Annotated in this window: 15 protein-coding genes; all 15 read left to right on the forward strand. The window is 63.0% G+C overall.

Going from position 1 to position 17,800, the window contains the following annotated elements:
* The first annotated feature begins 223 nt into the window (after positions 1-223).
* The 15 genes from rpoB to rplP all read left to right on the forward strand — a co-directional run bounded on the left by rpoB (position 224) and on the right by rplP (position 17,800).
* The gene (gene rpoB, locus IW252_RS10870; RefSeq protein ID WP_196836569.1) at positions 224-3,730 is read left to right on the forward strand and encodes a DNA-directed RNA polymerase subunit beta; all 3,507 of its coding nucleotides are present in this window, start codon (positions 224-226) and stop codon (positions 3,728-3,730) included.
* 122 nt (positions 3,731-3,852) lie between these two features.
* A complete protein-coding gene (locus IW252_RS10875; RefSeq protein ID WP_196836570.1) occupies positions 3,853-7,743 on the forward strand; it encodes a DNA-directed RNA polymerase subunit beta' in 3,891 nt (1,296 codons plus the stop codon).
* Between the two features lie 356 nt (positions 7,744-8,099).
* Positions 8,100-8,474, forward strand: coding sequence for a 30S ribosomal protein S12 (gene rpsL / locus IW252_RS10880; protein WP_196836571.1), 375 nt, complete (start codon positions 8,100-8,102; stop codon positions 8,472-8,474).
* Positions 8,474-8,944 (forward strand): 30S ribosomal protein S7, encoded by a 471-nt coding sequence (gene rpsG / locus IW252_RS10885; RefSeq protein WP_102159523.1) that lies wholly within the window; start codon positions 8,474-8,476, stop codon positions 8,942-8,944. The genes rpsL and rpsG overlap by 1 nt, the downstream gene beginning before the upstream one ends.
* Before the next feature lie 84 nt (positions 8,945-9,028).
* Positions 9,029-11,149, forward strand: a complete 2,121-nt coding sequence (fusA, locus tag IW252_RS10890) for an elongation factor G (protein WP_196836572.1) — start codon at positions 9,029-9,031, stop codon at positions 11,147-11,149.
* Between the two features lie 238 nt (positions 11,150-11,387).
* A complete protein-coding gene (gene tuf / locus IW252_RS10895) occupies positions 11,388-12,578 on the forward strand; it encodes an elongation factor Tu (protein ID WP_196836573.1) in 1,191 nt (396 codons plus the stop codon).
* 525 nt (positions 12,579-13,103) lie between these two features.
* Positions 13,104-13,412: a 30S ribosomal protein S10 gene (gene rpsJ / locus IW252_RS10900; protein WP_013349689.1), complete on the forward strand. Its 309-nt coding sequence runs from the start codon at positions 13,104-13,106 to the stop codon at positions 13,410-13,412.
* A 19-nt stretch (positions 13,413-13,431) separates the two neighbouring features.
* Positions 13,432-14,082 (forward strand): 50S ribosomal protein L3, encoded by a 651-nt coding sequence (gene rplC, locus IW252_RS10905; RefSeq protein WP_196836574.1) that lies wholly within the window; start codon positions 13,432-13,434, stop codon positions 14,080-14,082.
* 4 nt (positions 14,083-14,086) lie between these two features.
* Positions 14,087-14,692, forward strand: coding sequence for a 50S ribosomal protein L4 (gene rplD, locus IW252_RS10910; RefSeq protein WP_196836575.1), 606 nt, complete (start codon positions 14,087-14,089; stop codon positions 14,690-14,692).
* Positions 14,689-14,994, forward strand: coding sequence for a 50S ribosomal protein L23 (gene rplW, locus IW252_RS10915; RefSeq protein ID WP_196836576.1), 306 nt, complete (start codon positions 14,689-14,691; stop codon positions 14,992-14,994). The genes rplD and rplW overlap by 4 nt, the downstream gene beginning before the upstream one ends.
* A 28-nt stretch (positions 14,995-15,022) precedes the next feature.
* Complete coding sequence (rplB, locus tag IW252_RS10920; RefSeq protein ID WP_196836577.1) at positions 15,023-15,862, forward strand: 50S ribosomal protein L2; 840 nt, start codon at positions 15,023-15,025, stop codon at positions 15,860-15,862.
* Between the two features lie 12 nt (positions 15,863-15,874).
* A complete protein-coding gene (gene rpsS, locus IW252_RS10925; protein ID WP_102159530.1) occupies positions 15,875-16,156 on the forward strand; it encodes a 30S ribosomal protein S19 in 282 nt (93 codons plus the stop codon).
* 55 nt (positions 16,157-16,211) lie between these two features.
* The gene (gene rplV / locus IW252_RS10930) at positions 16,212-16,577 is read left to right on the forward strand and encodes a 50S ribosomal protein L22 (RefSeq protein WP_196836578.1); all 366 of its coding nucleotides are present in this window, start codon (positions 16,212-16,214) and stop codon (positions 16,575-16,577) included.
* On the forward strand, positions 16,578-17,384 hold the full coding sequence (rpsC, locus tag IW252_RS10935) for a 30S ribosomal protein S3 (protein WP_196836579.1): 807 nt from the start codon (positions 16,578-16,580) through the stop codon (positions 17,382-17,384).
* A complete protein-coding gene (rplP, locus tag IW252_RS10940; protein ID WP_196836580.1) occupies positions 17,384-17,800 on the forward strand; it encodes a 50S ribosomal protein L16 in 417 nt (138 codons plus the stop codon). The genes rpsC and rplP overlap by 1 nt, the downstream gene beginning before the upstream one ends.

Genomic DNA, 17,800 nt, shown 5'->3' on the forward strand with positions numbered 1-17,800 from the left:
TCTGGCCGACGACGTTTGTCAACCAGCCGCTAGACATGCTAGGTGAGCCGATGTACTATGGAGCTTTGCGTCTTCCCTCTCTACGTTCTGGCCTTCATATAGCGGTGGGCCCGAAATCCATTGAGTAGCCCGGGGCAATCGTCGATCATCGCGAATGCTCTGGGCTGTACGTCATGGACGAGGGCGGCGCTCGGAAACCTGACGGTCTGTGGAAGGATCCATCTTGGTCGCCTCGAGCACCTCTGAAAACGTAACCGCTAGTTCGGCGCGGTCCGCGGAAGCGGCTGGCCGAATCTCATTCGCAAAGATCCATGAGCCTCTGGACGTTCCCAATCTCTTGGCACTCCAGACGGAGAGCTTTGATTGGCTCATCGGCAACCAGCGCTGGAAGGACCGGGTCATGGCGGCCCAGGCCATCGGCGATGACAGTGTCGCCGAAGTCTCCGGCCTGTCCGAGATCTTCCACGAGATCTCCCCGATCGAAGACTTTCAGGAGACCATGTCCCTGAGCTTCTCGGAGCCGGAGTTCGCCGACCCGAAGTACACCGAGGCTGAGTGCAAGGATCGCGACGCGACCTACTCGGCTCCGCTGTACGTCAAGGCCGAGTTCATGAACAACAACACGGGCGAGATCAAGCAGCAGACCGTGTTCATGGGCGATTTCCCGTTGATGACCCAGAAGGGCACCTTCATCATCAACGGCACGGAGCGCGTCGTCGTCTCCCAGCTGGTCCGTTCCCCGGGTGCGTACTTCGAGCGCACTCCGGATAAGACTTCCGACAAGGACATCTTCACCGCCAAGGTCATCCCGTCCCGCGGTGCCTGGCTTGAGCTCGAGATCGACAAGCGCGATCAGGTCGGCGTTCGCCTGGACCGCAAGCGCAAGCAGTCGGTGACCGTCCTGCTGAAGGCGCTCGGCTGGTCCGAGGGCCAGATCCTCGAGGAGTTCGGCAACTACGAGTCCATCCGCGCCACGCTCGAGAAGGACACCACGGAGACGCAGGAGGAAGCCCTCCTCGACATCTACCGCAAGCTCCGTCCGGGAGAGCCGCCGACGGTCGATGCGGCGCAGTCGCTGCTGGACAACCTCTACTTCAACCCCAAGCGCTACGATCTGGCCAAGGTTGGCCGCTACAAGATCAACCGCAAGCTGGGTCTCGACAAGCCACTGTCCGGCCCCACCGCGTCCGTTCTGGGCAACGATGACATCGTCGCCATGATCAAGTTCCTCGTCGCGCTGCACGCTGGTGAGCAGACGATCCCGGGCCAGCGCAATGGCGAAGACGTTGACGTGCACGTCGAGGTCGATGACATTGATCACTTCGGCAACCGCCGTATCCGCGCCGTGGGCGAGCTCATCGAGAATCAGGTCCGGACCGGCCTGTCTCGCATGGAACGCGTCGTCCGTGAGCGGATGACCACGCAGGACGTCGAGGCCATCACGCCGCAGACCCTGATCAACATCCGCCCCGTCGTCGCTGCGATCAAGGAGTTCTTCGGAACGTCCCAGCTCTCGCAGTTCATGGATCAGAACAACCCGCTGGCCGGCTTGACGCACAAGCGTCGCCTCTCCGCGCTGGGTCCGGGCGGCCTCTCCCGTGACCGTGCCGGCATGGAAGTGCGTGACGTTCACCCGTCGCACTACGGCCGCATGTGCCCGATCGAGACGCCCGAAGGCCCGAACATTGGTCTGATCGGCTCGCTCGCTACCTACGCCCGCATCAACGCCTTCGGCTTCATTGAGTCCCCGTACCGCAAGGTCGTGGACGGTCAGGTCACCGAAGAGGTCCATTACCTCACGGCTGACGACGAGCTGCAGGCGCTCATCGCTCAGGCCAATGCGCCGTTGACCGAGGATCAGCGCTTCGCTGAGGACCTCGTGCTGGCTCGTGAGCGTGGCGGCGGTGGCGAGCCGGTGCTCGCCACTCCGGCGGAAATCGACTACATGGACGTCTCCCCGCGTCAGATGGTGTCGGGTGCGACGGCCCTGATTCCGTTCCTTGAGCACGACGACGCCAACCGCGCGCTCATGGGCGCCAACATGCAGCGTCAGGCGGTCCCGCTGCTGCAGTCCGAGGCCCCGCTGGTGGGTACGGGCATGGAGAAGTACGTCGCGGTCGACGCCGGCGATTCCATCACGGCGGAGAAGCCGGGCGTGGTGACGGATGTTTCCGCTGACCTCGTGATCGTCATGAACGACGACGGCACCGAGTCGGCGTACCCGATCATGAAGTTCGCCCGCTCGAACCAGGGCAACGCGTACAACCAGCGCGTCATGGTCTCGGAGGGTGACCGGGTCGAGTACCAGTCGCTCATCGCCGACGGCCCGTCCACCGATCAGGGCGAGCTGGCCCTCGGTAAGAACCTGCTGGTGGCCTTCATGTCCTGGGAGGGACATAACTTCGAGGACGCCATCATCCTGTCCCAGCGCATGGTCTCCGATGACGTGCTGACCTCGATCCACATCGAGGAGCATGAGGTCGATGCCCGTGACACGAAGCTGGGCGCGGAGGAAATCACCCGCGATATCCCGAACGTGTCCGAGGACGTGCTGAGCCAGCTGGATGAGCGCGGCATCATTCACATCGGTGCTGAGGTTGAAGCTGGCGACATCCTCGTCGGCCGTGTCACCCCGAAGGGCGAGACCGAGCTCACCCCGGAGGAGCGCCTGCTGCGCGCCATCTTCGGCGAGAAGTCCCGCGAGGTCCGCGACACCTCCTTGAAGGTGCCCCACGGCGAATCCGGAACGGTCATCGGCATCCGCATCTTCGATCGCGATAACGACGACGAACTGCCCCCGGGCGTGAATCAGCTGGTCCGCGTGTACGTGGCGCAGAAGCGCAAGATCACCGATGGTGACAAGCTAGCCGGCCGTCACGGCAACAAGGGTGTTATTTCCCGCATCTTGCCCGTGGAAGACATGCCGTTCCTCGAGGACGGTACCCCGGTCGACGTGATCCTCAACCCACTGGGTGTGCCGGGCCGTATGAACATCGGCCAGGTCTTGGAAATTCACCTGGGTTGGGCTGCCAAGCAGGGCTGGAAGATCGAGGGCGAGCCCGAGTGGCTGAAGAATCTTCCGAACCTGCCGCGCGAATCCGGCCCCACGACGGTGGCGACCCCGGTGTTCGACGGCGCGGAAGAGGACGAAGTCCGCGGCCTGCTGGATCACACGAGCCTCACCCGTGATGGCGACCGCCTGATCAACAACACCGGCAAGGCCCGGCTGTTCGACGGCCGCTCCGGTGAGCCGCTGCCGGATCCGATCTCGGTCGGCTACATGTACATCCTGAAGCTGCACCACCTGGTTGACGACAAGATCCACGCTCGTTCCACTGGTCCGTACTCGATGATCACCCAGCAGCCGCTCGGCGGTAAGGCCCAGTTCGGTGGCCAGCGCTTTGGTGAGATGGAGGTGTGGGCTCTCGAGGCGTACGGCGCTGCCTACACCCTCCAGGAGCTGCTGACGATCAAGTCGGATGACATCCACGGGCGTGTGAAGGTCTACGAGGCCATCGTGAAGGGCGAGAACATCCCGGAGCCGGGCGTTCCGGAGTCGTTCAAGGTGCTCATCAAGGAAATGCAGTCGCTCTGCCTGAACGTTGAGGTCCTGTCCTCGGACGGCCAGGCTGTTGAAATGCGTGACTCGGACGAAGAAGTCTTCCGGGCTGCGGAAGAACTCGGTATCGACCTGTCCCGGGCCGAGCCGAACTCCGTCGAAGAGGTCTAGCACGTCGGCGGGTCCCGGCATTGCCTGCCGGGCACCCGCCGTCGTACCCGATCTTTTTCCTAACCCTGAGGTGGCCACGCCACCTCGAGAAGACTTCAGAGAACAAGAGAGATAGGGACCATATGTCCAGCGAATCCTCCTTCGGCAACATGCGCATTGGCCTGGCCACCGGCGAAGAAATCCGCGAGTGGAGCTACGGCGAGGTCAAGAAGCCGGAAACCATCAACTACCGCACCCTCAAGCCAGAGAAGGACGGCCTCTTCTGCGAGAAGATCTTTGGCCCGTCCCGCGACTGGGAGTGCTACTGCGGTAAGTACAAGCGCGTGCGCTTCAAGGGCATCATCTGTGAGCGCTGCGGCGTCGAGGTGACCCGCGCCAAGGTCCGCCGCGAGCGCATGGGCCACATTGAACTGGCTGCACCCGTGACCCACATCTGGTACTTCAAGGGCGTTCCATCGCGCTTGGGCTACCTGCTTGATCTGGCCCCGAAGGATCTTGAAAAGATCATCTACTTCGCCGCCTACATGATCACCTCCGTGGATGAGGAGCGTCGTCACGCCGAGCTGCCGAATCTGCAGGCTCAGCACGACCTCGAGCGCAAGAACCTCATGGAAACCCGCGACTCGGACATCGCCGCCATCGCCAAGGACCTCGAGGACGATCTGGCGCGCCTCGAGTCCGAAGGTGCCAAGGCCGCCGAGAAGAAGAAGGCACGCGACGCCGCCGATAAGACGATGGCGCAGATCCGCAAGCGGGCCGATGCCACGATCGAGCGTCTCGATCAGGTCTGGGACCGCTTTAAGAACCTGAAGGTCGCCGACCTTGAGGGTGACGAGGGCCTGTTCCGCTCTATGCGGGAGAAGTACGGCTTGTTCTTCGAGGGCCACATGGGCGCCGAGGCGATCCAGAAGCGGCTGCAGAGCTTTGATATGCAGGCTGAGGCAGAGATGCTTCAGGAGATCATCCAGAACGGCAAGGGCCAGCGCAAGACGCGCGCTCTGAAGCGCCTGAAGGTTGTCAACGCCTTCCTGACCACGGACAACAGCCCGCTGGGCATGGTGCTGGACGCCGTTCCGGTGATCCCGCCGGAGCTGCGCCCGATGGTCCAGCTCGACGGCGGCCGCTTCGCGACGTCCGACCTGAACGATCTGTACCGCCGCGTGATCAACCGCAACAACCGCCTGAAGCGTCTGCTGGATCTCGGTGCCCCTGAGATCATCGTCAACAACGAAAAGCGCATGCTCCAGGAAGCTGTTGATTCGCTCTTCGACAACGGCCGTCGCGGCCGTCCGGTCACGGGTCCGGGCAACCGCCCGCTGAAGTCGCTCTCCGACATGCTCAAGGGCAAGCAGGGCCGCTTCCGTCAGAACCTGCTGGGCAAGCGCGTCGATTACTCCGGCCGTTCGGTCATCGTGGTCGGCCCGCAGCTGAAGCTGCACCAGTGCGGCCTGCCGAAGCAGATGGCGCTGGAGCTCTTCAAGCCGTTCGTCATGAAGCGTCTGGTGGACTTGAACCACGCGCAGAACATCAAGAGCGCCAAGCGCATGGTGGAGCGTTACCGTCCGCAGGTGTGGGACGTGCTTGAGGAGATCATCACCGAGCACCCGGTGTTGCTCAACCGCGCACCGACCCTGCACCGTCTCGGCATCCAGGCCTTCGAGCCGCAGCTGGTTGAGGGCAAGGCCCTGCAGCTGCACCCGCTCGTGTGTGCCGCGTTCAACGCCGACTTCGACGGTGACCAGATGGCAGTTCACCTGCCGCTGTCGCCGGAGGCTCAGGCCGAGGCCCGCATCCTGATGCTGTCCTCGCACAACATCCTGAAGCCTTCGGATGGCCGCCCGGTGGCCCTGCCCTCGCAGGATATGATCATCGGCCTCCACCACCTCACGACCAAGCGAGAGGGTGAGGTCGGTGAAGGCCGCGTGTTCACCTCGGTTGCCGAGGCGATCATGGCGTTCGACGCCGGTGAGCTCCACCTGAATGCGGTCGCCAAGATTCGCGTCGAGAGCTTCACGCCGTCCGCTGAGCAGCCTGCGCCCGAGGGGTGGGAGCCGGGGCAGCCCGCGCTTCTCGAAACCTCGCTGGGGCAGATCATCTTCAATGAGACGCTGCCGGCCGACTACCCGTGGGTTGAGCACGTGGCCGGCAAGGACGCGCTGTCCGAGATCGTCAATGATCTGGCCGAGCGCTATCCGAAGGTCGAGACCGCTCAGGCGCTGGATAACCTGAAGGACGCTGGCTTCTACTGGGCCACGCGTTCCGGCGTGACCGTGGCCATCTCCGACGTGTCCTCGAACATGGACAAGGCCGCAATCCTGGCCCCCTACGAGGAGCAGGCGCGCAAGGTGCAGGGCCAGTATGACAAGGGCCTGATTGCCGATGACGAGCGTCGTACCGAGCTGGTGGATATCTGGTCGAAGGCTACCGACGAGGTCGCCGAGGCCATGAAGAACGGTATGGAGAAGCTGAACACCATTAACCGCATGGTCACCTCGAAGGCCCGCGGTAACTGGCTGCAGCTGCGTCAGATCGCGGGTATCCGTGGTCTCGTGTCCAACCCGCGTGGCGACATCATCCCGCGTCCGATCAAGTCCTCCTACCGTGAGGGTCTGACCGTTCTCGAGTACTTCATCGCGACCCACGGCGCCCGTAAGGGTCTGGCCGATACCGCGTTGAAGACCGCCAACTCCGGTTACCTGACCCGTCGACTCGTCGACGTGTCTCAGGACGTCATCGTTCGGGAACAGGACTGCGGCACCGAACGCGGCCTCACCGTCGCCGTGGCCACCGTCGACGAGCTCGGCACCGTGCGTAAGCACGAGACCGTGGAGAACTCGGCGTACACCCGCACGCTCGCGGTGGACGTGACCGACGACGACGGCAAGGTGCTTGCCGAGGCTGGCTCCGACGTCGGCGATGTCCTGATCGATCAGCTGTTCAATGCTGGCGTCCAGGAGATCAAGGTCCGCTCCGTGCTCACGTGTGAGTCCGCTGTCGGTACGTGCGCCCTGTGCTACGGCCGGTCGCTCGCCACCGGTAAGACGGTGGACATCGGCGAAGCCGTGGGTATCATCGCGGCCCAGTCGATTGGTGAGCCGGGTACTCAGCTGACTATGCGTACGTTCCACACCGGTGGTGTCGCTTCTGCGGATGACATCACGCAGGGTCTGCCCCGTATTCAAGAGCTCTTCGAGGCCCGTACCCCCAAGGGTGTGGCCCCGATCTCCGAGGTCGCCGGTCGCGTGACGATCGAGGATGGCGAGAAGCAGCTTCGGATCGTCGTGACCCCGGATGACGGAACCGAGGACGTGGCCTACCCGATCCTGCGTCGTGCCCGCATGTTGGTCGTCGATGGCGATCACGTGCAGGTGGGCCAGCAGCTGGTCGCGGGTGCCATTGACCCCAAGCAGGTGCTGCGCGTGCTTGGCCCGCGTGAGGCTCAGAAGTTCTTGGTCCGCGAGGTTCAGGACGTCTACCAGTCGCAGGGTGTGGGCATTCACGACAAGCACGTCGAGGTCATCGTGCGCCAGATGCTGCGTCGCATCACGGTCATCGAACAGGGTGGCACCGACCTGCTTCCGGGCGAGTTGGCTGACCGCATCCGCTTCACGACGCAGAACCGCAAGGCGGTCTCCGAGGGTAAGTCGCCGGCTTCCGGCCGTGACGAGCTGATGGGCATCACCAAGGCGTCCCTCGCCACCGATTCGTGGCTGTCGGCGGCTTCCTTCCAGGAGACCACGCGTGTTCTGACGCAGGCCGCGATGGAGGCGAAGTCCGATTCGCTCATCGGCCTGAAGGAGAACGTGATCATCGGTAAGCTCATCCCGGCCGGTACCGGCCTGGATCGCTACACCAAGGTCAATGTTGAGCCGACCGAGGAAGCCAAGGCCAACCTGTTCACGGGACCGAGCGCCTTCACTGGCTTCGACTACGAAGGCGTCGACGCCGGCCTGAGCCCTGAGTTCACGGCCATCCCGATGGACGATTACGACATGGGGTCTGACTTCCGCTAAGGAACGACGAAGCCCGGCATTCCGGGCTGACTCGTCGGAAGGCAACGCCGGAGGGCGGTGCTGCGCTCACGCGTGGCACCGCCCTTCGGCGTAGGCGGCACCGGTGTCGCAAACGCCGTTAGCGCGGCCAATTGGGCGCGACCAAATGGGCGTGCTAGGATAAGATTAATTGTTTTTCTGTGTGGCAAAGGGACTCGGTCCGGGTTGCGGGTAAGGTGCGCAACGAATGCCACACTTTTGCACGCCTACGGTCGATTCCGCTTCCGTTGCGTTGCGAGGAAACGACCACAAAGCGGCTCCGACGTGAACGTAGGTTGTCGGTGCTGCATGTTCACAGAAACTGAGAGGACACGAAAGTGCCTACTATTCAGCAGCTGGTCCGTAAGGGCCGCTCGCCGAAGGTCAATAAGACCAAGGCTCCCGCCCTTCAGGGCGACCCGATGCGCCGTGGCGTGTGCACCCGTGTGTACACGACCACCCCGAAGAAGCCGAACTCCGCCCTGCGTAAGGTTGCCCGTGTGCGCCTGTCCGGTGGCGTTGAGGTGACGGCCTACATTCCGGGCGTCGGCCACAACCTGCAGGAGCACTCCATCGTGCTCGTTCGCGGCGGCCGTGTGAAGGATCTCCCGGGCGTGCGCTACCGCATCGTTCGCGGTGCCCTCGATACCCAGGGTGTCAAGGACCGTAAGCAGGCTCGTTCCCGCTACGGCGCAAAGAAGGAGAAGAAGTAATGCCTCGTAAGGGTCCTGCGCCGAAGCGCCCCCTCGTTGCTGACCCGGTCTACGGGTCCCCGCTCGTCACTCAGCTGATCAACAAGGTTCTGGTCGACGGCAAGAAGTCCACCGCCGAGCGCATCGTCTACGGTGCTCTGGCCGGTGCCGAAGCCAAGACTGGCTCTGATCCGGTGGCGACTCTCAAGAAGGCTATGGACAACGTCCGCCCGGCCCTTGAGGTTCGCTCGCGCCGCGTCGGTGGCGCCACCTACCAGGTCCCGGTCGACGTGAAGCCGGGCCGCTCCACCGCCCTGGCACTGCGCTGGCTGGTCGGCTACTCCAAGGACCGCCGCGAGAAGACGATGATCGAGCGTCTCATGAACGAGATCCTCGACGCGTCGAACGGTCTCGGTGCCGCTGTGAAGCGTCGCGAAGACACTCACAAGATGGCCGAGTCCAACAAGGCCTTCGCTCACTACCGCTGGTAAATATGATGTGAGGAGGGCGGCGGCCCCCATGCCTCCGGGCTGGAGCCGCCGTCGTCCCCAGATCGACCGACAAAGGGAGACAACGTGGCACAGGATGTGCTCACCGACCTCAAGAAGGTCCGCAACATCGGCATCATGGCCCACATCGATGCCGGTAAGACCACCACGACGGAACGCATCCTTTTCTACACGGGTGTGAACCACAAGATCGGCGAGACGCACGACGGTGCTTCGACGACCGACTGGATGGAGCAGGAAAAGGAACGCGGCATCACCATCACGTCTGCCGCCGTGACCTGCTTCTGGGACAACAACCAGATCAATATCATCGACACCCCGGGTCACGTTGACTTCACGGTCGAGGTCGAGCGCGCGCTGCGCGTCCTCGACGGCGCCGTTGCCGTCTTTGACGGTAAGGAAGGTGTTGAGCCGCAGTCGGAGACCGTGTGGCGTCAGGCCGACAAGTACAACGTCCCGCGCATCTGCTTCGTCAACAAGATGGACAAGATGGGCGCCGACTTCTACTTCACGGTGGATACCATCATCAATCGCCTGGGCGCGACGCCTCTGGTGATGCAGCTGCCGATCGGCGCCGAGAACGACTTCGTCGGCGTCGTTGACCTGCTGTCGATGAAGGCCCTCGTCTGGCCGGGCGACTCCAAGGGTGACGTCACCATGGGTGCTGCCTACGAGACGCGCGAGATCCCGGAGGATCTCCAGGAGCGTGCCGAGGAGTACCGCGCCAAGCTCATCGAGCAGGTTGCGGAGTCTGACGAGGCGCTGATGGAGAAGTTCTTCGAGGGTGAGGAAATCACCGTCGACGAGCTCAAGGCTGCGATCCGTCAGATGACGATCAACTCCGAGGCCTACCCGGTCTTCTGCGGCTCGGCGTTCAAGAACCGCGGCGTGCAGCCGATGCTCGATGCCGTGATCGACTTCCTGCCGGCGCCGTTCGACGTGCCGCCGATGATCGGCCACGACCCGGCCGACGAGGAGAAGGAAATCACGCGTAAGCCGAGCAAGGACGAGCCGTTCTCGGCTCTGGCCTTCAAGATTGCTGCGCATCCGTTCTTCGGCCAGCTGACCTTCATTCGCGTGTACTCCGGCGTGGGTACGCCTGGCATGCAGGTGTTGAACACCACGAAGGGCAAGAAGGAACGCATCGGCAAGATGTTCCAGATGCACTCCAACAAGGAGAACCCGGTTGAGGAGGTCGTGGCTGGTCACATCTACGCCGTGATCGGTCTCAAGGACGTCACCACCGGCGACACCCTGTCCGCGACGGACGCCCCGATCGTTCTCGAGTCGATGTCCTTCCCGGAGCCCGTGATCTCCGTGGCCATCGAGCCGAAGACCAAGGGCGACCAGCAGAAGCTCTCCACCGCGATCCAGAAGCTCGCGGCCGAGGATCCGACCTTCACCGTCTCGCTCAACGAAGAGACGGGCCAGACCGAGATCGGCGGCATGGGCGAGCTTCACCTGGACATCCTGGTGGACCGCATGAAGCGTGAGTTCAAGGTTGAGGCTAACGTGGGTAAGCCGCAGGTTGCTTACCGCGAGACCATCAAGAAGGCTGTCGAAAAGGTCGACTACACCCACAAGAAGCAGACGGGTGGTTCCGGCCAGTTCGCCAAGGTTCAGGTCTCCTTCGAGCCGCTGGATACGCAGGACAGCGAGGGTGAGCTCTACGAGTTCAAGAACGCCATCACCGGCGGTCGCGTGCCGCGTGAGTACATCCCGTCCGTTGACGCTGGTATCCAGGACGCCATGCAGTTCGGCATCCTGGCCGGATACCCGGTCGTTGGTGTCAAGGCCACCTTGGTCGACGGCGCATACCACGACGTCGACTCCTCGGAAATGGCGTTCAAGCTCGCCGGTTCCCAGGTCTTCAAGGAAGGCGCTCGCCGCGCCAACCCGGTGATCCTGGAACCGGTCATGGCCGTTGAGGTCCGTACTCCCGAGGAGTACATGGGCGACGTCATCGGTGACCTGAACTCCCGCCGTGGGCAGATCCAGTCCATGGAGGATGCTCAGGGCGTCAAGGTGGTCAAGGCTCAGGTGCCACTGTCCGAGATGTTCGGCTACATCGGCGACCTGCGCTCCCGTACGCAGGGCCGCGCTGTCTACACCATGACGTTCGACAGCTACGCCGAGGTCCCGAAGGCCGTTGCTGACGAGATCATCCAGAAGTCCCGCGGCGAGTAATTCGTCCAACGGATCAACGACGAGCCCAAGGCTTCATGAGGAGCTACGGGTATCGTGGTGGGGCGGTCGGCTAGGCCGCCCCACCACGGGGCAGACTGAAGGGCCCGGGCATTGACGCGGGCGCTGACGGAAACCAGAAATTTAGCGAAATAAACAAGCCCACAGTAGACTTGCATGAGATTCGTCCACGAACCGCGTGGGCGGGGTAAGTCTTCTGAAAACGTTCTAGGAGGAACCTGTGGCGAAGGCAAAGTTCGAGCGGACTAAGCCGCACGTCAACATCGGCACCATCGGTCACGTTGACCACGGTAAGACCACGTTGACTGCTGCCATTTCCAAGGTGCTGGCTGACAAGTACCCGGATCTCAACGAGCAGCGCGATTTCGGCATGATCGACTCCGCTCCGGAGGAGCGCCAGCGCGGCATCACGATCAACATCGCCCACATCGAGTACCAGACGGACGCCCGTCACTACGCTCACGTGGACGCCCCGGGTCACGCTGACTACGTCAAGAACATGATCACCGGTGCTGCTCAGATGGACGGCGCCATCCTCGTTGTCGCCGCGACCGACGGCCCGATGGCTCAGACCCGCGAGCACGTGCTGCTGGCCCGCCAGGTTGGCGTTCCGAAGCTCCTCGTTGCGCTCAACAAGGCTGACATGGTCGACGATGAAGAGCTTCTCGACCTCGTCGAGATGGAGGTTCGCGAGCTGCTGTCGGACCAGGAGTTCGACGGCGATGACGCTCCGGTCATCCGCGTCTCCGGCCTCAAGGCTCTTGAGGGCGACGCACAGTGGGTCAAGGCTGTTGAGGACCTCATGGAGGCCGTCGACGAGTACATCCCGACCCCGGTGCGTGACACCGACAAGCCGTTCCTGATGCCGATCGAGGACGTCTTCACGATCACCGGTCGCGGCACCGTCGTCACCGGCCGCGCCGAGCGCGGTACCCTGAAGATCAACTCGGACGTCGAGATCGTCGGCATCCGTCCGCTGCAGAAGACCACGGTCACCGGCATCGAGATGTTCCACAAGCAGCTCGACGAGGCCTGGGCCGGCGAGAACTGCGGCCTGCTGCTTCGCGGCATCAAGCGCGAGGACGTCGAGCGCGGTCAGGTTGTTGTGGCTCCGGGTTCCATCACCCCGCACACCAACTTCGAGGCGAACGTCTACATCCTGTCCAAGGATGAGGGCGGCCGTCACAACCCGTTCTACTCGAACTACCGTCCGCAGTTCTACTTCCGTACCACGGACGTCACCGGCGTTATCACGCTGCCGGAGGGCACCGAAATGGTCATGCCGGGCGACAACACTGAGATGACCGTTGAGCTCATCCAGGAAATCGCCATGGAAGAGGGCCTCGGCTTCGCTATCCGCGAGGGTGGCCGCACCGTGGGCTCCGGCCGCGTTGTGAAGATCCTGAAGTAAGGTTCTGACCTTAAGGATCTAGCCGTCAGGCTTTTCGAAGGCCCCCGCCGTCTCACGACGGCGGGGGCCTTCGTCGTGGGTGAGCGGGACTTTGCCCTGCGCAGTGGTGTAGCCAAGCGCACAGCGCCTGCGATTGGCGTCAGCCTCACCATCCGTGCGATACTAGACAAGTTGTTCAAGCGCCGCTCTGTGTCTTGGGTCATTCACGGCCGCCCCTTGGGTAGCTGACCGCTCGAGGCTAGACCAACAGAGATTGCGTCCCGCCCGGGATAATGCCCGGGGCAGGGTCGAATCCAACCGGCAGAGCGGACCAACGTCACACGATCCCCAGGGCGGTCATTGTTTGCGAATTCGTTCGCAAAGGATGCGCGACACGCCCGACTACGGGGGTCGGACCTCGGCGGGGTGAGGAACCCGGATCATGTTTCCGGATTCAGCCCGTGCGAGGCGTGCCGATCCGTTGGAGGATCACGTCGAGGGCACAGCAACTGTACAGAGAGTGCTATCAGAAAGAGGCATGACGCCATGGCGGGACAGAAAATCCGCATCCGGCTGAAGTCGTATGACCACGAGGTCATTGACGTTTCTGCCCGGAAGATCGTTGAGACGGTCACGCGCGCAGGCGCAACCGTAGTCGGCCCCGTGCCGCTGCCAACGGAAAAGAACGTGTACTGCGTTATCCGTTCGCCCCACAAGTACAAGGACAGCCGCGAGCACTTCGAGATGCGCACTCACAAGCGCTTGATCGACATCGTCGATCCGACTCCGAAGGCCGTCGACTCGCTCATGCGTCTCGACCTGCCGGCTGATGTCAACATCGAAATCAAGCTTTAAGGGGAGGTGCTGAGAGACTATGACCGCAACCCGTAATGTCAAGGGTCTGTTGGGCACGAAGCTCGGCATGACCCAGGTGTGGGACGAGAACAACAACCTCATCCCGGTTACCGTCGTCCAGGCCGACTCGAACGTTGTCACCCAGCTGCGCAACGCCGACCGCGATGGCTACGCCGCCGTGCAGATCGGCTACGGCCAGATCGACCCGCGCAAGGTCACCAAGCCGCTGGCCGGCCACTTCGAGGCCGCAGGCGTGACGCCTCGCCGCCACGTCGTCGAGCTGCGCACCGAGGACGCCGAGTCCTACGAGCTCGGCCAAGAACTGACCGTCGAGGCTTTCGAGGCCGGCCAGAAGGTCGACGTCGTGGGCAAGACCAAGGGTAAGGGCTTCGCCGGTGTGATGAAGCGCCACGGCTTCTCCGGCGTCGGCGCCTCGCACGGCCAGCACAAGAACCACCGCAAGCCGGGTTCCATCGGTGGAGCTTCCACCCCGGGCCGCGTCTTCAAGGGCCTGCGCATGGCTGGCCGTATGGGCAACGTCCGTCAGACCACCTTGAACCTCACGGTTCATGGCGTGGATGCCGACAAGAACCTCCTCTTGATCAAGGGTGCCGTTCCGGGCGCCCGCGGCCAGGTCGTCCTCGTGCGCTCTGCCGTGAAGGGAGCATAAGCAAATGGCTAACTCTGCACTGAAGGTTGATCTCCCCGCTGAGATCTTCGACGTCCAGACCAACGTTCCGCTGCTGCACCAGGTCGTCGTCGGCCAGCTGGCCGCCGCCCGCCAGGGCACGCACAAGGTGAAGACCCGCTCCGAGGTTTCGGGCACGGGTAAGAAGCCGTTCAAGCAGAAGGGCACCGGCCGCGCCCGTCAGGGCTCCATGGTGGGCCCGCATATGGCCGGCGGTGCAATTGTGCACGGACCGACCCCGCGCGACTACTCGCAGCGTACGCCGAAGAAGATGAAGGCAGCTGCTCTGCGTGGCGCCCTGTCTGATCGCGCTCGCCACGATCGCGTCCACGTCATCGAGTCCTTGGTCTCCGGCGCGAAGCCGTCCACCAAGGAAGCGCTGGCAACCCTGCGTGCTCTCACTGAGCGCAAGAACCTGCTCGTAGTCATCGATCGTGCCGATGATGTTGCCGCGCTCTCCGCGCGCAACCTCGAGAACATCCACGTCATCTACGTCGACCAGCTCAACACCTACGATGTGCTGGTTGCCGACGATGTGGTGTTCACCAAGGCTGCCTTCGATGCCCTGGTTAACAAGGAGGAAGCCAAGTGAGCGCCGCCTTCACCAAAGCTCCGCACGACGTGATCATTGCTCCCGTCGTCTCGGAAAAGAGCTACGGCTTGATCGACGAAGGTAAGTACACCTTCTTGGTCGACCCGAACTCGAACAAGACCGAAATCAAGTACGCCGTGGAGAAGATCTTCGGCGTGAAGGTTGCTTCGGTCAACACCAATAACCGTGCCGGGAAGCGCAAGCGCACCCGCTTCGGCTGGGGCGAGCGCAACGCTACCAAGCGTGCCATCGTCTCGCTGAAGGAAGGCACGATCGACATCTTCGGCGGTCCGCTTTCCTAAGCGGAGACCACTTTAACGAGGAATAAACATGGCAATCCGTAAGTACAAGCCGACGACGCCGGGCCTGCGTGGCTCGTCCGTCGCCGACTTTGCAGAAATCACTCGGACCACTCCGGAAAAGTCGCTGGTTCGCCCGCTGACGAAGACCGGTGGTCGTAACAGCAGCGGCAAGATCACCACCCGGCACAAGGGTGGCGGCCACAAGCGCGCCTACCGTCTGATCGACTTCCGTCGTCATGACAAGGACGGCGTGCCGGCCAAGGTCGCTCATATCGAGTATGACCCGAACCGTACGGCTCGTATCGCTCTGCTCCACTACGTGGACGGCACCAAGCGGTACATCATCGCCCCGAACAAGCTGGTTCAGGGTGCCACCGTTGAGGCTGGCCCCAACGCTGACATCAAGCCAGGCAACAACCTGCCGCTGCGCAACATCCCGGTCGGTACCGTGATTCACGCAGTGGAGCTCCGCCCGGGTGGCGGCGCCAAGATGGCTCGTTCCGCTGGCGCTTCGATTCAGCTGGTGGCCCGTGAGGGCAAGTACGCGCAGCTGCGTCTGCCGTCCGGCGAAATCCGCAACGTTGACGTGCGCTGCCGCGCCACGGTCGGCGAGGTCGGCAACGCCGAGCAGTCGAACATCAACTGGGGTAAGGCTGGCCGTAACCGCTGGAAGGGCATCCGCCCGACCGTCCGTGGTGTGGTGATGAACCCGGTTGATCACCCGCACGGTGGTGGTGAAGGCAAGACGTCCGGCGGCCGTAACCCGGTCAACCCGAACGGTAAGAAGGAAGGCCGCACGCGCCGTCCGAACAAGGAAAGCGACAAGCTCATTGTGCGCCGTCGCCGTACTGGCAAGAACAAGCGATAGGAGCCTGGAAACATGCCACGCAGCCTGAAGAAAGGCCCCTTCGTCGATCAGCACCTTTACCTGAAGGTTGTTGCTGAGAACGAAAAGGGCACCAAGAACGTCATCAAGACGTGGTCCCGCCGTTCGATGATCGTGCCCGACATGCTCGGCCACACGATCGCCGTACATGACGGACGCAAGCACGTGCCGGTGTTCATCACCGAGTCGATGGTCGGGCACAAGCTCGGCGAATTCGCTCTGACGCGGACTTTCCGCAGCCACGTGAAGGACGACAAGAAGGGCAAGCGCCGCTAATCCCGCAAGGGACTAGCTGCACTGCACTTCTTCGATAGACGAGAGAAGGAAAGCAATGGAAGCCAAGGCTATTGCGCGTCACATCCGCGTAACGCCTATGAAGGCCCGGCGCGTCGTCGACCTTGTTCGTGGCAAGCAGGCGAACGAGGCGCTCGCGATTCTGAAGTTCGCCCCGCAGGGCGCTTCGGAGCCGGTCTACAAGGTTGTCGCTTCGGCCGTCGCCAACGCTCGCGTTGCCGCCGACCGTGCCGGGGTTGCGTTCAACGAGGATGACCTGGTGATCAGCCAGGCCTTCGTGAACGAGGGCGCGACCATGAAGCGGTTCCAGCCGCGTGCCCAGGGCCGCGCGTACCGCATCAACAAGCGCACCAGCCACATCACCGTGGTTGTTTCAACCTCGGAGAAGGGTGGGGAGAACTAAATGGGTCAGAAGATCAACCCGAATGGATTCCGACTCGGCATCACCACCGACCACGTGTCGCACTGGTTCGCCGATTCGAACAAGGCGGGTCAGCGCTACAAGGATTTCGTCCGCGAGGACGTCAAGATCCGCGAGCTGATGACCACCGGCATGGAGCGCGCCGGCATCGCGAAGGTGGAGATCGAGCGTACGCGTGACCGCGTTCGCGTTGACATCCACACCGCCCGCCCGGGCATCGTGATCGGCCGTCGCGGCGCGGAGGCCGAGCGCATCCGCGGCGAGCTCGAGAAGCTCACGGGCAAGCAGGTTCAGCTGAACATCCTCGAGGTCAAGAACCCGGAGATCGAAGCTCAGCTGGTGGCCCAGGGCATCGCCGAGCAGCTCGCTTCCCGCGTGGCGTTCCGTCGCGCGATGAAGAAGGCCATGCAGTCCGCCATGCGCGCCGGCGCCAAGGGCATTCGTGTCCAGTGCTCCGGCCGTCTGGGTGGCGCCGAAATGTCCCGTAAGGAGTTCTACCGCGAGGGTCGCGTGCCGCTGCACACCCTGCGCGCGAACATCGATTACGGCAAGTTCGAGGCCAAGACCACCTTCGGCCGCATCGGCGTGAAGGTGTGGATCTACAAGGGCGACGTGACCGCCAAGGAGCTCGCAGCCCAGGCTGCCGCCGCTCCGGCACGTGGCCGCGGCGACCGCGGTGGTCGCGGCGGTGGCGAACGCCGTCGTCGTAACGACCGCAACACCGGCGCCAAGGTGAACACCGAGGCTAAGGCTGAGGCACCGGCTGCTGCAGAAGGAGGACAGGCGTAATGCTGATCCCACGCCGAGTTAAGTTCCGCAAGCAGCATCACCCGAAGCGTTCGGGCGCTGCTAAGGGCGGTACCACGGTGTCCTTCGGCGAGTACGGCATTCAGGCTGAAACTCCGGCCTACGTGACGAACCGCCAGATCGAGGCCGCTCGTATTGCCATGACCCGCCACATCAAGCGTGGCGGTAAGGTCTGGATCAATATTTATCCGGACCGCCCGCTGACCAAGAAGCCGGCCGAAACCCGCATGGGTTCCGGTAAGGGTTCGCCGGAGTGGTGGGTTGCCAACGTCAAGCCGGGACGCGTGATGTTCGAGCTCTCCGGTGTCAGTGAAGAAGTGGCACGCGAGGCCCTGCGCCTGGCGATCCACAAGCTGCCGTTGAAGGCACGCATCGTGCGCCGTGAGGGTGGTGAATAA

The organism is Zhihengliuella flava (genome assembly GCF_015751895.1).
Lineage (GTDB): Bacteria > Actinomycetota > Actinomycetes > Actinomycetales > Micrococcaceae > Zhihengliuella > Zhihengliuella flava.